General features: G+C 42.1%; 10 protein-coding genes and 1 pseudogene. 4 read left to right on the forward strand and 7 right to left on the reverse strand.

All coding sequences use genetic code 11. The annotated features are described in order from the left end of the window. The first annotated feature begins 20 nt into the window (after window positions 1-20). From murQ to GD630_RS02260, 4 genes are all read left to right on the forward strand, one after another. Window positions 21-836, forward strand: a complete 816-nt coding sequence (gene murQ, locus GD630_RS02245) for an N-acetylmuramic acid 6-phosphate etherase (RefSeq protein ID WP_143867460.1) — start codon at window positions 21-23, stop codon at window positions 834-836. A 261-nt stretch (window positions 837-1,097) separates the two neighbouring features. Next, on the forward strand, window positions 1,098-3,635 hold the full coding sequence (locus GD630_RS02250; protein WP_143867458.1) for a glycosyl hydrolase 115 family protein: 2,538 nt from the start codon (window positions 1,098-1,100) through the stop codon (window positions 3,633-3,635). Between the two features lie 232 nt (window positions 3,636-3,867). After that, window positions 3,868-6,300, forward strand: coding sequence for a glycoside hydrolase family 95 protein (locus GD630_RS02255; protein WP_143867456.1), 2,433 nt, complete (start codon window positions 3,868-3,870; stop codon window positions 6,298-6,300). 158 nt (window positions 6,301-6,458) lie between these two features. After that, the gene (locus GD630_RS02260; RefSeq protein ID WP_143867452.1) at window positions 6,459-10,478 is read left to right on the forward strand and encodes a hybrid sensor histidine kinase/response regulator transcription factor; all 4,020 of its coding nucleotides are present in this window, start codon (window positions 6,459-6,461) and stop codon (window positions 10,476-10,478) included. 21 nt (window positions 10,479-10,499) lie between these two features. Here the strand turns inward: GD630_RS02260 and GD630_RS02265 are convergent, their stop codons facing one another. The 7 genes and pseudogenes from GD630_RS02265 to GD630_RS02295 all read right to left on the reverse strand — a co-directional run bounded on the left by GD630_RS02265 (window position 10,500) and on the right by GD630_RS02295 (window position 23,245). Beyond that, window positions 10,500-11,888: a glycoside hydrolase family 43 protein gene (locus GD630_RS02265; protein ID WP_143867449.1), complete on the reverse strand. Its 1,389-nt coding sequence runs from the start codon at window positions 11,886-11,888 to the stop codon at window positions 10,500-10,502. A 7-nt stretch (window positions 11,889-11,895) separates the two neighbouring features. Then, window positions 11,896-13,812 carry a sialate O-acetylesterase gene (locus tag GD630_RS02270; protein WP_143867445.1) on the reverse strand — a complete coding sequence of 639 codons (1,917 nt, stop codon included), beginning with the start codon at window positions 13,810-13,812 and terminating at the stop codon, window positions 11,896-11,898. Window positions 13,813-13,845: 33 nt separating this feature from the next. Beyond that, a pseudogene (locus GD630_RS02275) lies at window positions 13,846-15,159 on the reverse strand (glycoside hydrolase family 5 protein); the annotation flags it as partial. Window positions 15,160-15,286: 127 nt separating this feature from the next. After that, window positions 15,287-17,485 carry an endo-1,4-beta-xylanase gene (locus GD630_RS02280; RefSeq protein ID WP_143867442.1) on the reverse strand — a complete coding sequence of 733 codons (2,199 nt, stop codon included), beginning with the start codon at window positions 17,483-17,485 and terminating at the stop codon, window positions 15,287-15,289. Window positions 17,486-17,504: 19 nt separating this feature from the next. Further along, window positions 17,505-18,563, reverse strand: a complete 1,059-nt coding sequence (locus GD630_RS02285; protein ID WP_143867439.1) for a DUF5627 domain-containing protein — start codon at window positions 18,561-18,563, stop codon at window positions 17,505-17,507. Window positions 18,564-18,589: 26 nt separating this feature from the next. Then, window positions 18,590-20,377, reverse strand: coding sequence for a RagB/SusD family nutrient uptake outer membrane protein (locus tag GD630_RS02290; RefSeq protein ID WP_143867436.1), 1,788 nt, complete (start codon window positions 20,375-20,377; stop codon window positions 18,590-18,592). 33 nt (window positions 20,378-20,410) lie between these two features. Beyond that, on the reverse strand, window positions 20,411-23,245 hold the full coding sequence (locus GD630_RS02295) for a SusC/RagA family TonB-linked outer membrane protein (RefSeq protein WP_143867432.1): 2,835 nt from the start codon (window positions 23,243-23,245) through the stop codon (window positions 20,411-20,413). Window positions 23,246-23,261: the final 16 nt, after the last annotated feature.

Genomic DNA, 23,261 nt, shown 5'->3' on the forward strand with positions numbered 1-23,261 from the left:
AGTCAATCACCATTATCAATATGCAGATAACCGAACAACCGTCGCTCTACGACAATCTGGAAAAGAAGTCCGTACGGGAAATATTAGAAGACATTAACCGGGAAGACCAAAAGGTAGCGTTAGCCGTTCAAAAAGCCATTCCACAAATCGAACTGCTCGTCAACCAGATTGTGCCCCGCATGAAACAGGGTGGACGTATCTTTTACATGGGTGCAGGCACCAGTGGTCGCTTGGGAGTACTGGACGCTTCGGAGATACCACCGACATTCGGAATGCCTCCTACCTGGATTATCGGATTGATAGCCGGTGGAGATACCGCCCTGCGCAATCCGGTAGAAGGCGCCGAGGACGATATGGGCCGGGGATGGGAAGAACTTACCGAATATCATATCAACCCCAAAGACACCGTGATTGGCATTGCCGCTTCGGGCACTACCCCTTATGTAATCGGTGCCTTACGGGAAGCCCGCAAGCATGGCATCCTGACAGGTTGCATCACCAGCAATCCGGATTCTCCGATGGCGGCAGAAGCAGATGTCGCCATCGAAATGATTGTCGGTCCGGAATATGTCACGGGAAGTTCGAGAATGAAATCAGGCACCGGACAGAAAATGATTCTGAACATGATTAGTACGTCGGTAATGATTCAACTCGGACGGGTGAAAGGAAATAAGATGGTAAACATGCAGCTTAGCAATCATAAACTGGTAGAAAGAGGAACCGGAATGATTATGGAGGAACTGGGATTAGATCATGACCATGCACAAAAATTGTTGCTGTTATACGGTTCGGTTAAAAAAGTGATTGACGCTTATCAACACTCAAAAGACTATTAAGCACACTAAAGCCCCCACACATACAAGATAAAAAGATTTTGAAACAAAATCAAAAATATTTATTGAGCAAATCTGTTTGTTCACACTCCCTCATATTATTTCTAAAGAAAAAACTTCCCCAAAAAGTCGATAGGTATCAACAGTATAAATAATTGTAACATACCAAAAGCCCGTTCTTATCAATACCAACTATCTTTGCATCGTGTCACAATACAAGTGGAATAATAAATAATTAACCACAAATTATTAAATATTGAAACCATGAAAAAGTTATTTCTATTCTTCTACCTCTCTGTTGTGAGTATAGCGGCATTTGCCGCTGAACAATTTGTAATATTCACACCGGCCGGTAATCATTTTCCGTTGGTTGCCAACGGAGTTCCTTGTCCGATATACATAGATTCTTCCGAAGACAAAGGGGTAATGATTGCTGCCGGCAATCTTCAACAAGACATACTGCAGGTATGCGGAAAAAAGCCCGAACTCTTAACAGGCACAAGTTCGAAACAGTGTATCATTGCAGGTACTTATGGCACTCCTTTTATAAAGAAGCTGATGTCAGCAGGAAAAATAGACAAAAAGGAATTGGATGGAAAAAATGAAAAATACATCCTGCAAGTCATCGCCAATCCTTGTGAGGGAATAGATGAAGCGGTAGTTATCATCGGCAGCGACAGACGCGGCACTATTTATGGTATCTACGAGCTTTCTGAACAGATGGGAGTATCTCCCTGGTATTGGTGGGCAGATGTCCCCGTCATGAAACAAGCAAATGTATATATTAAACCCGGACAATACTCGGACGGAGAGCCGGCCGTAACCTATCGCGGTATCTTTCTGAATGATGAAGCGCCGTGTCTTACCCGATGGGTAAAACACACATACGGCACCAACTATGGCGACCATCGTTTTTATGCACGGGTGTGTGAACTGATACTACGCCTGAAAGGTAATTTCCTTTGGCCGGCCATGTGGAGCTGGGCTTTCTATGCTGACGACCCGCAGAATAGTAAAACAGCAAGTGAAATGGGAGTCATTATCGGCACGTCCCACCACGAACCGATGGCACGCAACCATCAGGAATGGTCACGCAAGCGCAAAGAATATGGTGCATGGGATTATACAACTAACCAAAAAGTGATCGATCAGTTTTTCCGTGAAGGCATCGAACGGATGCAGGGTACAGAAGATATCGTAACCATCGGTATGCGCGGAGACGGTGACGCAGCCATGAGTAAAAGCACCAATGTGAAACTTCTGGAGAATGTAGTCAAGAATCAGCGCAAGATTATTGAAGAAGTCACCAAACGTCCGGCCAAAGAGACTCCGCAAGTATGGGCGTTGTATAAAGAAGTATTGGATTATTACGATAAAGGTATGCGTGTGCCCGATGATGTTATCATGCTATTGTGTGATGACAATTGGGGCAATGTATGCCGCCTGCCAAATGCCAAGGAACGTAAGCATCCGGGCGGTTGGGGCATGTATTACCATGTAGACTACGTAGGTGCTCCGAGAAACTCCAAATGGCTGAACGTAACCCCTATACAAAATATGTGGGAGCAACTTCAACTCACATACGATTACGGAGTAGAAAAGCTGTGGATACTGAATGTAGGCGATTTGAAACCAATGGAATATCCGATCACGCTCTTCATGGATATGGCATGGAATCCCAAGCAATTCAACGTCTCCAACTTGCTGGAGCATCCCCGTCGTTTCTGCGCACAGCAGTTTGGCGAAGACCAGGCGGATGAAGCCATGCGAATCTTAAACCTGTACAGCAAATACAACGGCCGCGTGACGGGAGAAATGCTCGACCGGAATACTTATAACCTGGAGACCGGTGAATGGAAGCAGGTTTCCGACGAATATCTGAAACTGGAAGCGGAAGCTTTGAGACAATACATATCACTGAAACCGGAATATAAAGATGCCTACAAGCAATTAATCCTCTTCCCCGTTCAAGCCATGGCAAACCTGTACGAAATGTATTATGCACAAGCCATAAACCATAAATTGTACAAAGAAAACAATCCGCAAGCTAACGAATGGGCAGATAAAGTGGAACAGGCTTTTGCACGGGATAAAGCGTTGAGTGACGATTATAACAACATTATGTCCGGCGGCAAATGGAAGAATATGATGATTCAGAAACATATCGGTTATACCTCATGGAATGATAACTTCCCCGCTGATACACTGCCTAAAATCTACCGAATCGAAAATCCGGAAAAGGCTGTCGGCGGATACGTCTTCACCGGACAAGACGGATATATAGCCATAGAAGCCGAACATTACTACAGCGCTAAAGCAGCGCCTGATACGGAATGGACAGTGATTCCCTATATGGGGCGTACCCTTAGTGGCATGGCTCTGATGCCTTACACACAACCAACTGACGGAGCTTCTATCTCCTACAAGATAAAGTTGCCTAAAGGAATTGACAAGGTGACTGTCCATGTGATAGTAAAATCAACTCTTGCTTTCCACGATCGCAAAGGACATGAGTATAGTATCGGATTTGAAGGAGGAAAGGATCAGACGATCAATTTCAATCATAACTTAAACGAGCTTCCTGAAAATGTATACAGCATATACTATCCGACAGTCACACGACGCATCGTTGAGAAAAAAGCAAAACTGAATGTACCGAATACATCAGACGGTATGCAAACAATCACTTTCAAACCTCTTGATCCGGGCATCGTGCTGGAAAAGCTAATCGTAGACTACGGAGGCTATAAGAAATCTTATCTGTTTATGAACGAATCGAAAAGTAAGAGAGAAAGTAGATAAAAAAGCTCAATCCAATCAATGCAGGGATGAGTAAATAACTACATCACTGATTGTATTCACATACAAATTTTGCAGTTCTTATTATCAGCCTATTATTTTATCCTGTGGAACATACACCATATATATTAGTAACATTTATATGGAAAGAAGTTACTTCCAAGGTAGATTTCAGAAACAGTTTTTTGCCTTTTGTATTGGGAAATGAGCTACCTTTGCTACAAATCCATATAATATGAACAGAAACACTTTTTTTGTATTATTCCTATTAATAAGCAACCTTGTTTCAGGACAGGACCTGAAACTGTGGTATAGTCAACCTGCGCAAAATTGGTCGGAAGCTCTCCCTATTGGTAACTCCCGTCTTGGAGCCATGGTATATGGCGGAATCGAACGCGAAGAATTACAACTCAACGAAGAAACATTTTGGGCAGGTTCTCCATACAATAATAATCCGAATGCCGTACATGTGCTACCGGTTGTACGCAAACTGATTTTTGAAGGGAGAAACAAGGAAGCGCAAAGACTCATTGACGCCAACTTCTTAACCCAGCAACACGGAATGAGCTATCTGACATTAGGTAGCCTTTATCTGGAATTTCCGGAACCCCAAAATGCATCCGGCTTTTACCGCGATCTGAACCTAGAGAATGCAACGACAACTACCCGTTATCAAGTGGATGACGTCACTTATACCCGCACCACTTTTGCTTCATTTACTGATGATGTCATTATTATGCATATCAAAGCAAGTAAAGCGAATGCACTGAACTTTACTATTGCATATAACTGCCCTCTAGTACATAAGGTGAATGTTCAGAATGATCAGCTGACCGTCACCTGTCAAGGGAAAGAGCAGGAAGGTTTGAAAGCTGCACTACGGGCAGAATGTCAAATCCAAGTAAAAACGAATGGCACTCTCCGCCCGACAGGAAATACTCTCCAAATAAATGAAGGAACAGAAGCCACCCTTTATATATCGGCAGCAACCAACTACGTAAACTACCAGGATGTCAGCGCCGATGAATCCCACCGAACCAGCGAATATCTGAAAAGAGCAATGCAAATACCTTACGAAAAAGCTCTCAAAAACCATATCGCTTATTATAAAAAACAATTTGACCGTGTACGCCTTACATTACCGGCAGGCAAAGCTTCCCAACTGGAGACTCCCAAACGAATTGAAAACTTCGGAAATGGGGAAGACATGGCAATGGCAGCTCTACTTTTCCATTATGGACGTTATCTGCTGATTTCTTCTTCGCAACCGGGTGGGCAACCGGCTAATCTGCAAGGTATATGGAATAACAGTACTCATGCACCTTGGGATAGTAAATACACCATCAATATCAATACAGAAATGAACTATTGGCCGGCAGAAGTCACTAATTTAAGTGAAACACATAGTCCGTTATTCTCTATGTTGAAAGATTTATCCGTCACAGGAGCAGAAACAGCCCGAACCATGTATGATTGTCGGGGATGGGTGGCACATCATAACACTGACTTATGGAGAATCTGTGGTGTAGTCGATTTTGCAGCAGCCGGCATGTGGCCTAGCGGCGGCGCATGGTTAGCTCAACATATCTGGCAACATTACCTCTTTACAGGAAATAAAGAGTTCCTGAAAGAGTATTATCCCATCCTGAAAGGAGCAGCGCAGTTCTACATGGATTTCTTGGTAGAACATCCAGTGTATAAATGGTTGGTAGTGTCGCCTTCTGTGTCGCCGGAACACGGTCCCATCACTGCCGGATGCACCATGGATAACCAGATTGCTTTTGATGCACTGCATAATACCTTATTGGCTTCATACATCGCTGGTGAAGCCCCTTCTTTCCAAGACTCCCTCAAACAAACACTAGAGAAGTTGCCACCTATGCAAATAGGAAAACATAACCAACTACAAGAATGGCTTGAAGATATTGACAATCCCAAGGACGAGCACCGTCATATTTCACATTTGTACGGGCTATATCCGAGTAATCAAATTTCTCCATACTCAAATCCCGAGTTATTCCAGGCAGCAAGAAACACATTGCTTCAACGCGGTGATAAGGCTACCGGTTGGAGTATCGGCTGGAAAGTCAACTTCTGGGCACGTATGCTGGATGGAAACCATGCCTTCCAAATCATCAAAAATATGATTCAACTATTGCCCAACGATCACTTGGCTAAAGAATATCCGAACGGGCGTACCTATCCCAATATGCTGGATGCCCATCCGCCTTTCCAGATTGACGGTAATTTCGGTTATACAGCCGGAGTAGCGGAAATGTTGCTCCAAAGTCATGACGGTGCCGTACATTTATTGCCGGCATTGCCTGATGCATGGGAAGAAGGAAGTGTGAAGGGGCTGGTGGCACGTGGAAACTTTACTGTTGATATGGACTGGAAAAACAATGTGTTAAATAAAGCGATCATCCGGTCGAATATAGGCGGTACGCTCCGCATCCGGTCTTATGTTCCCCTGAAAGGGAAAGGCTTAAAACAAGTAAACGGGAAAGAGTGCTCAAATAGATTATTCGCCACCACTCCTATCAAGCAACCTCTTGTAGCCAAAGGGGTAAGTGCGCAATCTCCCAAACTGCAGAAGGTTTATGAATATGACATCGAAACAAAGGCGGGTAAAACCTATATTGTAAATACAATCGAAGGAAAACAATAATACAGAAGAAGGGATAAATCTTTTCTCATGTTACATTATTTACAAACGATGTTACAACATCCGATTGTACTCCCGGAGCCTAATGAAAATATTCATTTTTTATTAGGTTATATTTAGGTTTTTAGTTTTCTTTGTACAACAAACAACGATCTATAACTATGAAAAATGTATTCACTTTTCTATTATTATTGTTTTCTTTGTTATGCAATGGACAATCTCCTAAGTTATTCACTACTGACAAAGAACTCTCCAGTAGTCTGATTAATCAAATATATCAAGACCGGAACGGTTTCATTTGGATTGCAACAGAAGATGGTCTGAACCGTTATGACGGTGCTAAATTTACCATATACAAACATGAGCCCAATAACGAACATTCGTTAGCCCACAATTTTGTTCGTACTGTTTTTGAAGACAGCAAAGGTCATTTGCTTATCGGCACATATATAGGAATTCAAATGTATGATCCGGCCACGGACAATTTTACTCCACTTGCCAAATTGGAAGATACCGGAGAAACGCTTGAAAGCAACATTAATTCTTTCATCGAGCGAAAAAACGGAGAGATATGGGTATCCGGAAATGTGTTGTGCAAGCTGGACATCAAAGACCATCTGTTGACTGTCCGGAAAGTCGATATTGCAGTCACTTCACCCGGAAGCCTGTTTGAAGATAAAAAACAAAATGTATGGATGGCAAAAGGGGAAGAAGGAGTATATCAACTCACTCCCGACAATCAGCTTACGTTACACTTGTCTAAAGACAACGGATACGTCAAAAGTATATGTGAGGATCAACGAGGCAACATTTATGTAGGAAGTATACGAAAAGGACTATTCATTTACGATAAAGAACGTAAAACCTTTGTTCCGGTCGATTTGAAAGAGAAAGGAGAACTTCCTGTTTGCTTCCTTTATTCCGGTATACCCAATGAATTGTATATCGGCACTGACGGCAAGGGAGTAGCCATTTATAATATCCGAACACACGAAATCTCCGAATACAAGTTTGACAATAATTATTTCGATTCGGGAAACTCAAAAATACACTCCATTCTAAAGGACAATTCGGGTAACTTATGGCTAGCTGTTTATCAGAAAGGAGTTATATTAATTCCGGCCCGCACCAACAGCTTTAAGTATATCGGACATAAATCAACAGATAAAAATTGCATAGGCTCCTGTTGTATTACTTCGTTCTGCAAAGATAATAACGGAACTTTATGGATAGGAACGGATAACGACGGTATTTATGCCCTTACAGAAAAATTAGAACCGGCAAAACATTTCTCACACACCACCCATCCTCATTCAGTACCCTCAACTGTTATTAAATTGTATGAAGACTCCGAACACAATATGTGGATTGGCTCCTTTATCAACGGTATGGGAAAGCTGAACAAACAGACAGGATTATGCGATTACCAGTACAAACTGGTAGATAAGAACAACAACTATATACAACGTGTATATGATTTCGCAGAAGATAAAAACAAGCGTCTCTGGATTGCGACAATGGGATTCGGTTTGTTCTACTATGACCTGAAAACGAAAGAATTTACATCCGTACAATCTCAGACATCTCTAATCAACGAATGGATAGGTTGTCTGCACTATTCCGATGATAATAAACTGTATGTCGGAACTTATGACGGCGTCAACTGTATAGACCTTGACAGTCCTGATTTTCAAAGTCATAAGATACTCTCACAAAATGTTATTTATTCAATCTTTGAAGATGACGAAGGAGTTGTCTGGTTGGGCAGTTCCGAAGGATTATCCGGTTGGAATAAAAATACGAAAGAACTAACCACTTATACTACTGCAGACGGATTGCCCAGTAATACAATATATGCCATACAAGGAGATGGAAAAGATTTTCTTTGGATAAGCACCAATGCCGGAATTTCCCAATTCCAAAAGAAAAACAACAAATTTATCAATTATTATGTCAGCGACGGATTACAGGGAAATGAGTTCTACAAGAATGCCTCCTTCAAAGATAAACAAGGTATTATCTGGTTTGGCGGAATGAATGGTATCACCTATTTCAATCCGCAAGACATTATCAATCCGGCAAAAACATGGAATATCCGGATTACCGACTTTTTCCTGCATAACAATCCGGTTAGAAAAGGAATGAAATCCGGTATTCACAATATTATCAACTGCCCTGTATTCAACGCAAAAGAGTTTTATCTATCCCATAAAGACAATGTGTTCAGTATCGAGTTTGCCACTCTGGAATTAAATGCCCCCGAACACATCAACTACCTTTATTCTATCAACGATGAAAAATGGATTAGTTTGCCCAAAGGTGTAAACCGTATCTCATTCAGCAATCTGAAACCCGGTACCTATAACTTTAAAATCAGAGCAAAAGACAACACTGTGTATTCAAATATAAAAGAAATTACCATCTTTATATCTCCTGCATGGTATGCTTCATGGTGGGCCAAAGTTATCTATTCCTTATTATTACTGACCATTATATTTATCATTATTCTTCAGATCAGACATCGGTACAGAATGCATCAGGAAATGCTGCAACATATCCATGCCGAACAAATCAATGAAGCAAAATTGCAGTTCTTTATCAACATCTCTCATGAGATACGCACTCCGATGTCTCTAATCATCAGCCCTCTACAGAAACTGATTAAGAATGAGGACAACAATGAACGCCTGAAAATATATCATATTATCTACAGAAATGCGGAACGTATTCTGAATCTTGTCAATCAACTAATGGATATTCGGAAAATTGATAAAGGACAAATGTTCCTGATGTTCCGGGAAACCAACATTATTCCTTTTATTGAGGATTTATGTACAACTTTCAGTCAACAGGCAAATACAAAGAATATCCGGCTACAACTTCACAGTACGCTCCGGGAACTGAATGTATGGGTAGACACAGGTAATTTTGATAAGATTATCCTGAATATTCTGTCTAATGCCTTCAAGTTTACTCCTGAAAAAGGAAACATAGATATTACCATCCGTACGGGAGAAGATAATACACTGCCCGATCCCTTGAAACAATATGCCGAAATAATTATCGCGGATACCGGAACAGGCATCGATGAACAGGAAAAAGAACATATCTTCGAACGTTTCTATCAGATCCGTAACAGCCAACAGAATCCGAAAGGCGGAACAGGAATAGGATTACATCTGACTCGTTCATTAGTGGAATTACATCATGGAATTATCTATGTAGAAAATAATAAAGAACAACCGGGTTGCCGTTTTATTATCCGATTACCGTTGGGTAACAAGCATCTACGACCTGAAGAAGTTGACAACAATAAGCAAAAGGTAACAGTTACCGTACCAACTGTTCCTGTCATCTCTTCCATTATAGAAAATGAGGAAGAAAAGAAAGTCAGGGTAAAAACTAAATATCGCGTATTAATTGTAGAAGACGACGAAGAAATCCGAAATTATATAGCGAAGGAGTTTGGGGACAAATTTCATATCATGGAAAGCCGTAATGGTAAAGAAGCATTAGAGCAAATATTTAAAAAGGCTCCGGATTTAGTCATTAGTGACATCATGATGCCCGAAATGGACGGACTCACCTTATGCCGGAAGATCAAGCAAAATGTAAACCTCAACCATATCCCAGTCATTTTGCTTACTGCGAAAACGAGGGAAGAAGACAACCTTGAAGGTCTGAATACAGGAGCCGACGCCTATATCATGAAGCCATTCAATATCGAAATTCTGCAAAAGACTGTAGAAAATCTGATTAATACACGACAGCAGTTACGCAAAGTATTTACAGGCCAGCAAAACCTGGAGAACAAGGTTCAGAAACTAGAAGTGAAATCACCCGATGAGAAATTGATGGAACGTATTATGAAAGTGATCAATGAAAACATCAGTAACCCTAACTTGACAATAGAGACAATCACCACCGAAGTAGGTATCAGCCGCGTACATCTTCACAGGAAACTCAAGGAGCTCACCAACCAGACAACCCGTGACTTTATACGTAATATACGTTTAAAAGAAGCCGCTCGTCTATTGTCCGAAAAACAGCATACCATATCCGAGATAGCCATGTTAACAGGATTCACTGATCCTAATAATTTCTCGACAACATTCAAAGAATTGTATGGAATGCCGCCTTCAATGTATATGAAAGAGCAGTTGAGTAAAAAAGAAGAGTAACCCAACTGCTCTCTAGCATGTTTATCTGTTAAACTTGTACCAATCAAAGTTAAACAGTTTACAGCCTTTACGTCCTTTGAATACAAAATAAATATCTTGTATTCCTGTGACCGGTTTTACAATATCAGCCTGCAATGTTTTCCAGCATTCCCAACCTCCCGTTGAAGGAATAGTCAGTTCCGCAATTAATGGTCCGCTTATACTGTCTGTACGTACTTCAAGTGTCCCGCCACGAAGGGCACTGGCAACGGTAGCTGTAAACCGTTTGGGAGATTTATTGCCGAAATCCACTTCACGTACCTTTAGATAGTCTCCATTATGAATTTCAGATATATATATACCGGTTTTCACATTTGGCTCGGACTTCACTCCTTCAGAAAAAGCGATTGTTTCAGCTTCCACCCTTTCGTAAGGATTGAGCGTGCCTACTGGTGACACCCCTTCCCGGGTAGCATTAATAATCGGGAAAGTGCCGTCAGCGTTATATTTGAACTGCTCCACCGCTGCACTTCGCCCGAAGCCTCCGCCACCTGGCAGTTTACCTGTATGGTAGAAAAAGTAGGAATTGCCTTTATAGTCTATCACCCCACAATGGTTGGTAAACGAGCCCGTATCCTGTAAAGGCATGATTTCTCCCATATACTTCCACGGTCCAAGAGGTCCGTCACTCATGGAATAGGCAATATGTTCGGGTACACCTCCGGCAGCATAAAGAAGATAGTATTTTCCTTCCCGTTTATGAAGCCATGGACCTTCAGTATAAGTATCTTTATACTTAACACCTTTGACACGCTTTTCCGGATTGGGTGCACCGAAACTTTCAATAGTCTGTTCCAGTTTGCCCACTTCACCTTTCAAGGAAATCATGTCGTCATTCAGTTCTGCATAATAGATATTGGGATTTCCCCAATACAGATAAGCACGACCGTCATCATCAATGAAGACCGTAGGATCAATATAGTCCCAGCTTCCGTCATGAAGGGGTTTACCGATGGCATCCTTAAAAGGACCGACAGGCGTATCGCCTACCGCCACACCGATTGCCATGGCATTGGTCAGTTTAGAGTGTAAACAGACATACCAATAAAACTTACCATTACGTTCGATGCACTGTGCTGCCCAGGCACGGTCGTCCGCCCAAGCAAATGATTCAATAGCAAGAGGAGAACCATGGTCAGTCCAATTTACCATATCTTTGGTAGAATACACACGCCATTCCTGCATCCAGAAAAAATCAGCCTTGTCTTCATCGTGTCCCGTATACACATACAAGGTGCCGTCGTGCACCATAGGAGCCGGGTCTGTAGTAAAGCAAGTTTGCACAATCGGGTTTTGTGCCGACAGTCCTCCTTCGGTCATAACCGAAACGAGCAACAATGTGGCTGCGATAAATGTAGATTTCATTTTCATGCTATTTTCAGTGTTTAAATAAATGTGGTACAAATTCTTTCAGGCAACGTCTCCACGTGAGCCATTCATGCGCTGTGCCTTGCGATTCGTAATAATCAACCTCGATACCCAGTTTCCGGAGTGAATCCACCATTTTCTTTGTTCCCATTTGTTCCTCCGTGCCACAGCCGAGAAAGAAATAATTCACTTTCTTATTAAACTTGTCCGCATCCGCAAACACTCCGTTAAAACAAGTCTTCATATCCAGACCGAAAATCGCCCCGCTGAAACTTCCGATATAAGAAAACTTATCGAGATGAGGCAGAACCGTATTGAAAGTCTGATGTCCTCCCCACGAGAGTCCTGCCATAGCACGGTGTTCGCGGTCAGTTTTCGTACGGAATGTCCGGTCTATCATAGGAATCAGGTCTTTCAGAATAACGTCATAAAAGGTGGCGCCATACAAAGCCCGCTCCTCGTTCATATCTTTTCCCGGACGCGGCCGGAACGGAGCTTCCACATCACCGCTATCCATCACCACGAGCATCGGCACACACTGACCGGATGCAATCAGGTTGTCCATAATATGATTCATCTTTCCCTGCGTGCTCCAGCCGGTTTCATCTTCACCCATGCCATGTTGCAGATACAATACCGGATAGCGCTTCTTCGGATGAGTTGCATACTCTGCCGGCGTATATACCATACACCGACGGAACTCTTTCTGCGTTTCGGAGTAATACGTACAGGAACGAACCTGCCCGTGAGGTACCTGTTGAGGACGATAATAATTCCCCTCCTCACCTTCAGGGATTTCGATGCCACTTGCCATACGGCAACAACCGAAGAACGTATAACTGGAAGGATCTGTTACCGACACCCCGTCTGCAATCAGGAAATAATAATGGAATCCTACAGGCAGAGGGTTGGTCGTTGCTGTCCAGAGTCCTCCGGCATCTTTCCACATATCATACTTCTTTCCGCAACAATCCACTTGTAGCTTGGTAGCCTGCGGAGCATAGAAACGAAAATGAGCACGCCCCTCTTTATCCACCCGAGGATAGTCATATCCCGGAATATTAGTGGACGCCGGTTCGGTAGTAATCCCGGAGTTTGGTTCTTTCTCTAACAAAAGGAGTCGTTTCTCGGCATACCGCACTCCCAATTTTCTGTATCCTTCTGCCGTGAAATGCAAATTATCTTCTGCGGCAGGACAGCCCGAAGAAGGAATCACGTACGCAGTCTGAATCACCTGTGGCAGCGTATTGATTATCTCATTCATACTTGCACATCTGCCATTCTGGTCGGCATGCACTACTTCTCCCGCCAGTAAGGGAACATCCTTTGCCTGAAGATTCAAATCCCCCAACAAATTCTCATAGACTCTCTTTACTTTTTGAGGCCACTCTTTATCACCAGTATTAGACTCGCCCTGATGCAAGAGGATACCTTTAATCACTCCCGCTTTTTGTGCTTCTACAGCCAATTCCTTTAGTCTACGGTAAGGATTATTACCATACGCTTTCGCGGTATTTTTCAGCCATTCCGGTTGAGAGGCAATATGCTCTTCGCAATTCTCCTCATCAAACAGTTCAATCCTGCAACCACCTACAGCTACATTGATGACACCTACCTTAATATTATCAGGCAGCCTTTCCACTAACGTACGTCCGAAATAATCGGCCGGTGTTAACCCTGTATGGCAACGTACCAACGGAGGAATAGCCTTATACCACTGTCCTTTGACACGTCCCAAAGACGGACAATCAACAGCCGCCATCATCAGAAAGCGTTCATTGACATTGCACGTATCCTGGGCCTCGATCTTTGCATACCCTTCCATATTGGATTGTCCCAGACAAAGATAAATATGGAAATTCGGGTCTTGTGCAAAGGCAAATATGCCTGCACATAATAAACAACTTAATAATATAATCTTCTTCATCTTGTAACAAAACTGATATTATTATTCATCCATTTCGGCATACTCTTTAAACCAGTGATAAATAGCCCACGGGCACGCTTCCGGATCATTCAAAAAAGTATAGTTTCCCGGTTCACCCGCTACATCCTTAAAAGCAGCCAGTTCATGAGACTTTGTAGTAAAGAACAGCCAGGAAACATTGCCGGATTGATCGGCTATGTATTTGAAATTAGCTCCAAAACCTTCGCCTTTCGCCACTCCCGTAATACTTTTCCCCCATGTTGCATCATATTTCTTCGGTGCCCAGTCTATCTCAGTCACCATGACAGGAGCAAAACTAGCTACCGGACCTACTTGCTTGTCCCAACCACGTTGGAAAGGTTCATATCCCCCTCCTGTAGAGGAGCCATTTCCTTCACCACTGTCCTGTTCGGCATCACTTCCATACCAGCCCGGATAACAGTGTACGGCAAAACCAATATTTTCTCCTTCGATACGATGGTCTTTATAGCCACTATACTGAGATTGCCAGCCCAATCCGGGTACCCAAATGATATTGTTACAAGCATTTCCACGTATTTTATCAACAATCGCCTGAAAATACTTTTGCATATTGATGAAGCAAGCATCACCGTCACCACCATATTTACCGTCTGTACCTTTTATATGAACGGGTTCATTAGCCAATTCGAACATAATCCCGGGATTATTCTTCACAACAGCATTCTGCGATACAATGTCCCATACTTTCAGCAGAAACTCCTGATAAGAATCTCCCAACTCTATACCTAGATACCTGTTATCTTCAGTATCACCTGCATGTGGACAAACTCCCGGCGGGCGCATCACCACATACATCCCTTTAGAAATAAAATATTCCGCCATCGGGACAAATAACTCTTTCAGGTACTTCTTGAAACGTGTTTCCGAGAAACGTTCATGTCCTTCATAACGCACATAAGGCAACGTAGTATCATCACTCCAATAAGGATCCATGTGCAGACGTACAAAGTTAAATTTCCATCCGGCAGCCAGTATTTTATCCACCATACTTTTGTTATAGCTAAGACAACTGCTTACATCATAATTACTCCATGCGTTGTTATTAAAATAAGGACTATAAGTCTGCGTAAATCCATGCAAGTTGACAATTTTCCCTTGTTCATTTTTCAGATAACGTCCCTCTACATGTAAAGGAACAACCAGCTTCGGAGAATCAGGATCATCATCCGATTCATCACCGCCGGTATCATCACCGGGTGTTGTTTCTTCTGTTTTTTTTTCGTTTTCCTCTTGCGGAATTTCATCCTTGCCACAAGCAGAAAACAACAGACAAGACAAAGTTAATATACCTATTATTCTTTTCATAATTTCATCAATCTATTTAATTACATCTATTTAAAATAATAGCGGAGCTCTATCGAGAGACTCCGCTATCCGGACGAGCGTGCCTAATCTAAATCAGCATAAACTACATGATAGTTCTCTATCTCATTTATTTACTGGCAGTACCATTTTTCAAACCTTCAAGGAAACCAACATAGACAGGTTTGCGATTGTAATTCAAATCCCACAGACCAATTGGTTGTCCTTTTCTCCAGAAGGAGTTTTCAGAAGGGCTGTCTGTCGGACTCCAATGAGTGATGCCATATTGCTGTGCCACTGGAATAATCTCAAAATATTTCTCAATAATGAACTGATAGAAATCAGACATATTCTGCTGCATTTCGTCTGTCAGATTCTCTGTCAGTATCGTTTCACCAGCTGCATCGACAATACCCATATCCAATTCTGTGATCTTTATGAGCTTACCGGTAGAAGCTAACAGGGTAAACATATTGATAATGGCGTTTTCCTTACTAGCCTGAGTAGCAGGATTCATATAGTAAGACACATGCATTTGAGTACCGATACCGTCCACCTTTGTTTCCCCGTCAGACTCCCAACGTTCGATCCAATGTATCAAGCTCTTTAACTTCTTATTCTGATCCCAGTCGGATTCCAGATTATAGTCGTTAATAAAAAGCTTCAACTCATCAGGGTTACCACCGGACTCCGCAAAATACTTACGCGCAAACTTAATCGGAATACGGGCGTAATCATCACCCAAATAATCCTGCCAATAGAAGTTTTCACCGGAAACACCATTATCATCTGTTTGAGAAGCTGACTGAAGATCGTAATAGCCATCCCCATCCGAATCTTTTCCGGAAATAGGTTCATTCACGACATCCCATGCCTTAACATAACCACCGCAAGATTCCAACATACCTTTAATCCAACGCTCCAATTCGTTCGTTAGGATTTCTTCTTTCTCTTCCGGAGTCAGAGGAATCGTATTACCCGATTTCTGCCAATATATAGACAAATCATCAATATAGATGGTACCGACATACTTCCCATAATTAAAAAGAATACGAGTAGCCGCATCTCCCGTGCAGTTGGTAAATACAGTAACTTCTTCCCATTCTGTTGTAATTGGTATAGAAGGGAAGTCACCACGCCCGGCAAATCCGTCCGGTTTTTGAAAGGCCGCCCCAATACTACCTGCTACACTGCCTTTAATCTTCATCTTTAAGAAATAGGTAGTCCCTTCTGTCAAAGGAGCTGAAAAATCATAGCCAGCCTGTGCTTCCCAAGGATTTACTTCCGACGAATTTGTCATTTGATGTACTCCGTCAATCACCTGCCGAGTCGAATTATTTCCCCACCCCATCATAGCTGTTCCACTTGAAAAGTCATCCTCTAATATATATACATTAGTTAACACGGATCCACTTTCCTGAACCTCCTCTATACCATAGGTAAAATCAATCCAACTCGCTTTGCTCCATCGGGACAAATCTTTGCTTTCTTCGAAAGTAGAGTTTATAATCAAATTCCTATCAGAGCCCGCGGCAGTCAATGTTAAATCATCAAAATACAAATCACCGCCAAACAAACCGAAACAGAATCGTAACCTATCTATATCAGCAGAAGGCGTAAACGTGAATGTGTTAGTTGACCATTGCTCACCCGCTGAAAAGGTCCCTGCACCATATTGAGTGTCAGTCCCATCTTTCTTCCCCGGCCAGAACGGAAAGGTTATAGCCGAAGAAGCCTTCATCCGCACACTTATAGTATATTCTTGATTTGCTATTAATGCTTCATCCAAATCATAATACAATTCCCAATCCCATACATTCGCTTGAGGCTTCGAGGTTTTTATATGAAGTGCGATTTCTGAACTACCAGGAACCGGTTCCGGTTCTTTATCCGCAATCAGCCCATTCAAATAAGCATTTTGCTGCTGTGAATGCCAACAGAGCGTATGCCCGTAAATACTGATTCCCGTTTCTTTAGCAGTTTTCACAAACTTCTTGACTGTACCGAAATCCATATTTCCTTTGGCATCTACACAGGAGCTATATTTCATGGCATTACCAGCCGTCACGTCGTCATAGTTATTGACAGTCAAAGTATAAACCAAATCTTGCTTCAAGAAGTCACTCACCGTGACTCCCGTTCCCAACTTGAAATCGGGATGGGAGATACGATCAATATATGTTTTCAAATCACCATATTCGTTCAAGTACTCATACTTTTTCAGACTCTCCGGTTTCTCCGTCTTGTAGTCCGCAAAAAGCGCATCCGCACAAGATACAGTTATTCCGACAACCATAGCAAGCAGTAAAATTCTATTATAGTATTTCATATTCTTCTAGATTTAACGATTAATTCTTCACATAGACCGGCGTAAAATCTTCTCTTGCCACACCACGACTATGCGCAACCAATGTATCTTCTGTTTCAAACTTTAATCCATTACTGAAATCCACAGTATACTTCAAATAAATGGCATCACGATCTTTATTGCCCCAACTATTCTTCTCACCGTCTTGAACAAACTTACCTGTACCAGTAGCCGTAACGCCGTCCAACCCGGAAACCACACATTCATCGCCATTAAAAGCCAGCAGTAACTTATAACTGATATTACGCGGATTGTCCGTTGTCCCCAAATTGGTAGTAACTGTAAGAATGGTTTCAGTCAAGGATTTTGTTACAGTCTGACATATTTCATCATCTTCTACATACTCGTTATGACGATCATTCTCGGTAGTTGTCCCGTTTTCTGTCACTTTGTCCACGCCATGACGCAGATACTTACCAGTCCATTTATTGATGTATTTCACACAATAAAGTACATAATCCTGTGGTTGCACCAACCACACTGACGAATTACATCTGACGGCTTCTGCCCCTTCGGACAAAGTACCATTCAAAATACGGTCAGCATTAGTCACACCTGTCATTACCAAAGGTATGACATAGGTAGCGGTCAGCGCTTCGGGATCAGCAAAGAAAGCATCAGTAAATGAGACTTCCACACCATCCATCAATACATTCTTCAGAGTGATCTTATCATCGGATAATGTATAGTAATTGGAAGGCATAGCTTTTACCGGCACATTCTCAGATGTAGAAGTGTACGAGTAATAAAGGTTATCACACAATGTATTGTCTACTTCAATATCTATCGTGATATCCTTCTTATTAGCATAAACACCGCCCATAGTAGCATTAATCTTACATTTATGAGCGTTGTCCAACGTCGTATCATACTCATCTTCACCCATAACCAACGTTCTCACCGGATACTGGGTTGCAAAATAGACTGAAGTGCCGCCCTCATAATCAGGAAATTCATTATCTTGATTTTCACAGGATGTCATCGTCCATGAAACAAAAACTCCAACTGACATGGCAAATATTAATTTAATTAATTTCATATGCTTCATTATTTATTATTTTACAATTATTTCCAACCGGCATTCTGTTCCAGATTGCTCCACTTCATTACTTCAGCAAAAGGTATTGGCCCGTAAATCATATACTCCTCATACTTTCTTTTCTCTACCGTAAGCGGAGAGTAGTTCATTATAGAACCGCTCTTGCTTATTTCCACCCCAAGAGCAGTTTCATTCAGTTTGGTCAAATCAACATTCCAGCGACGTAAATCCCAGAAACGGAAATTCTCAAAACAAAGTTCGATACGGCGTTCATTACGGATTAGTTCACGCATCTTGTCTTTATTATCCTTTATACTCTCCAAATAAGCATCTCCATTATCCAGACCTAAACCGGCACGCGTACGAATGGCTTTGATTACATCATAAGCACTAAAAAGATGTCCATGATTATTCTGTGGTCCCCAAGCCTCATTAGCCGCCTCCGCATAAATCAGAAACATCTCTGTATAACGGATACGTGCCGTATAATGCTTCTTCTTTGTATTATACTGTGAATTAGGGTTACACTCTTTACGCAATAGTTTCCGCAAGTAATAACCTGTACGAGTAGACTTTCCGCTTTCCTTATTCACAACGTCCGTATTCGTACCGTAAGTCCCTGTAATAATTTCCGTATCACTAGGACCTTGCTTGCTACCATTGTAAACGATGTATTTTGCCAAACGCGGATCACGGTTATCATACGGGTTTTCTGCATTGTAATTGCCTGATGTTTCAGAAATAGGGTAACCATTCGCCATAGGAAAGGCATCCACCAGATTCTGGGTAGGATTGACACGACCGTTTCCGTAAAGTGATGGAGGGAAGTTAGCTGTTTCCAATGTATTATTATCATCTGTACTACTACGCCAAATAACCTCAGCGGGACTGCCGCCCGTTCCATAATCTTTATCCGCAAGTGTATACCACTCCAATCCATCTGCATCCAGCCCGCAGCCGCCGCCACCGTTAGCTTTCTCTATAATTTCAGCAGCATAATCGGCAGCTTGTTCCCAAGTCATTCCCGACCCGCTTTGAAATGCCGGACTGGCAGCTAACAGAGCCGTTTGTGCACGGACTGCCAATGCAATCCGTCCGCTCATCAACCCTCTATATTCTTCACCACAAACACGCCGATAATCACTCGCATTCGTCACACCGATGTTTTTATATTTTTCCGGTATCTCACTATCTGCAAATTTCTTATAATCGAGCGGCAATAATTCGATAGCCTTACCGGCATCTTCCATTATTTGCTTCACGCAATCGGAATAAGTGGCACGAGCATGATTAAAATCCGCATCCGGTCCTTCCGATTTCAAAATAATAGGTACTCCCATCAATGTGCCGTCCGCAATCTTGCCACCATGTGCACGTAACAAATAATACATATGCAGTGCACGCAACCCATAAGCCTCTCCTTTCAAACGATCAAGAAACATGGTAGAGATACGTTCATCTTTTGCCCATTCTACCTTATCTACATTCTCCAAAAAAAGATTGATATACTGGATAGCATTGAAACGATTCTGCCACTGGGAAACCGGATTATTATTGGCAGTCCAGGAACCTGTAGCCATTCGCAGATAGTTACTGGAAATCTCATTAGTCACAGCATCATCCGTAGCCAAGTCACTTGTAGGTGAAGTTTCGTAAGGAAGTATAATATAAGCGTTCGCAAGTATACCCTGCGCATAGCTCGGTTCTTTATACATAGCCTCAAGATCTCTGTTGTTCTCCAGTGCCGGTTCAAACAAATCGTCACAAGCAGTCAGCAGAGGTAAGAAAGCCAATAATTTGAATATATTTTTCATAATTTCGTTCTTTAATTATTGAAATAATCTGTATTAGAAAGTTGCAGTCACACCTAAATTATAGAAGCGGCATTGCGGGCTGGAGCCAACATTCAATTCCAGCGCCTTGCGTTCCTTGGATATTGTGAGCAAATCAGAACCGCTGATATATGCGGATACTCCATGAACAAAACTATTCTTAAACCACTTGGAAGGCAGGTCATACGTGACCTGTACTTTTGCCAAACGGAAAGCATCCGTCTTATACATCCAGAAGTCGGAAGAATAAAAGTTATTAGTTCCACTTTCTGTAGTCAAACGCGGATAAGTAGCTGTTGCTGCCGTTTCCGGAGTCCAACGCCCCCGGACTACTGCCGAGTATTTATCTTCACCGGATATCCAATAATAAGACTCGTTGTTTTTCATGGCATGTCCGCCAAACTCACCTGTACCCAATACAAAGAAAGTTAATCCTTTCCATTTAGCAGTCAAGTTTATACCCAACGCCAAGGGAGCTCCATACCAACCGCCACGAGCCAGATAAACCTGATCTTTATCATCAATTATACCGTCATTATTCTGATCTACATATTTCAAATCACCCGGTCTTATTGTACCGCCAAGACGCTGTTCAGGAGAATCTATGATGTCCTGCTCATCCTTGAAGAATCCGATGCACTGTAATCCCCAAATACCGTCAACAGCATATCCTTTACGGTATTGGTATTTATCCTGATGCAATTCATCCCGCTTGGTAGCTTTCGTTGTATAGTAAGTTCCGGTAACGCCCGCTGTAAAATCAACCTTACCGAAACGTTTGTTGTAGTTTACGTTGAAATCAAATCCCATGCGACGGTCATTATCGTAGTTGATGTACGGACGAAACGAAGCGGTCGGATAATAAGTGAAGAAATACTCCGGATACTGAGTAGTAGAAGTCACGATTTTACCTTCGATTGAATTAACAAAGAAAGATGCATCCGCTGTTATCATCCGGTTCCATAAAGAAGTTTTCAGATTAACAGAAAGCTCTTTACGCCTGATAAAGCTCAAGTCTTCATTCGCCCCTTGTTTAGAGTTAGTAGAGTGTAGTGATACACTCTCGCGCCATCCCCACCATGCACCGTCTGATTGGTTGTAATAACCATCATACATATAATAGTTGTCAATTCCCAAATCCGTATTCAAGATACTGCCAGACACACTCAACATCAGTTCGTCCACTACCGGAGATTTTTCCAGAAAGCTCTCGTTGGATAATCTCCAGCCCAATGTCAAAGAAGGTGAGAAAGCATTACGATGTCCCGGAGCCAACTTTGCAGAATGTATAACAGCCCCACCAAAATCGGCATAATATTTATTGCGGAAGTTATATCCCAACTGCATGCCCAAATTTACATTGCTTGTCTTATGATATTCTCCTGAATAACTTTGTTGATAACCGGAGGCTATTAACATGGCAGCCAAATGATGATCATCATTAAAAGTGTTCTCGTAATCGAACTGACCGGAGAATAAAACAGTCTGGTTATCCGAACTGCCGCTGATATTCTGCACACCAGACTTCTTATCCTCATTGTATTTTGTCAAACCGACAATAATATCTTTCCCCCCATTATTAGACCAGGTAGGAGCATATGTGGCATAGCTGTTATTATAAGAAGTGATATAAGCAGTAGAGTAATCTACAGAAAACCGAGTATGAAAAGAGAGTCCTTTCAACACCTTGTCCAAACCAATGTTCACTCCCGCATCAAACTGGAACGAACGATCTGTTGCTTTGCTATAACCTGAAGCATAATAATCGCCAAATACATTTGTCATATCAGATTGTGTTCCTGCCAAAAAGTATTTTCCATCAACTATATTATTGCTATTCGCCACCAAATCCCATGCACTGGCTGCATTTGCATCAATATAGCTCAACGGAATCAACGGAGAAATACGATTGGGACGCAATGTAGATGCCGCACTCCAATAATAAGAGCCATTGGCACTACGACGTGAATAGAAAGATACTTTAGCATTCACATAAGCTGTAATAAAGTCATTCAATGTCAAATCTACGTTACCGCGAATATTTAAACCATTGGTCCCATTATGCTTCGCTTCACCGATTTTGAAAACGTCATTGGAACGAAGATAATTTATATTCGTATAAAAATGGGCACGATGATTGCCACCCGAAATTTCGGCTGTAACATCCGAACGATTATATGCCTTCTTGATATAGTCCGACGAATACATATTCACATTAGCATAACGATAAGGATTCTCACCGGATCCATAATGGTAAATATCTTCCGCGCTATAGAGAGTACCGAGCCCGTCATTGGCACGTGCTTCATTATAAAGAGTCATGTATTCGGCCGAACCTAAATATTCGGGGTAACTCTTTGCGACATAAAACCCTGTATTAGCACGTACATCTACTTGAAGGTCCGTACTCTTACCTCTTTTGGTTGTAATCATAATTACTCCTTTAGCCGCACGACTACCATAGAGCACCACAGCTTGCGCACCTTTCAAAAAGGTTATTTGGCTGATTTCCGTAGGAGAAATATAATCAATATTGCGAGGTACCCCGTCCACCAATATCAGCTTTTCATCCATTCCCCACAATGAGTTTCCATTGTAACCACCGACATATCCCTGCATATCGGTCAAGCTCCATGTATTGTAATTTTTCTTCGTCAATTCCTCTACATTTACTACTGAGACACCTCCTAATAAATTGCTCTGAGAAACCTTTCGGAAAGCTACCTGCACCAACGAATCGTTTTGCAGCGAACTTGCATTATCCCCTGCCAACTCTTGTGCACCGGTAGAAATAACAACCGGAAAAACAAGCACTGCACTGAGAATGAGTCTTCTATATATATGTTTCATTGTTTATTCATTTATA

It is taken from the genome of Bacteroides zhangwenhongii, from assembly GCF_009193325.2.
Lineage (GTDB): Bacteria > Bacteroidota > Bacteroidia > Bacteroidales > Bacteroidaceae > Bacteroides > Bacteroides zhangwenhongii.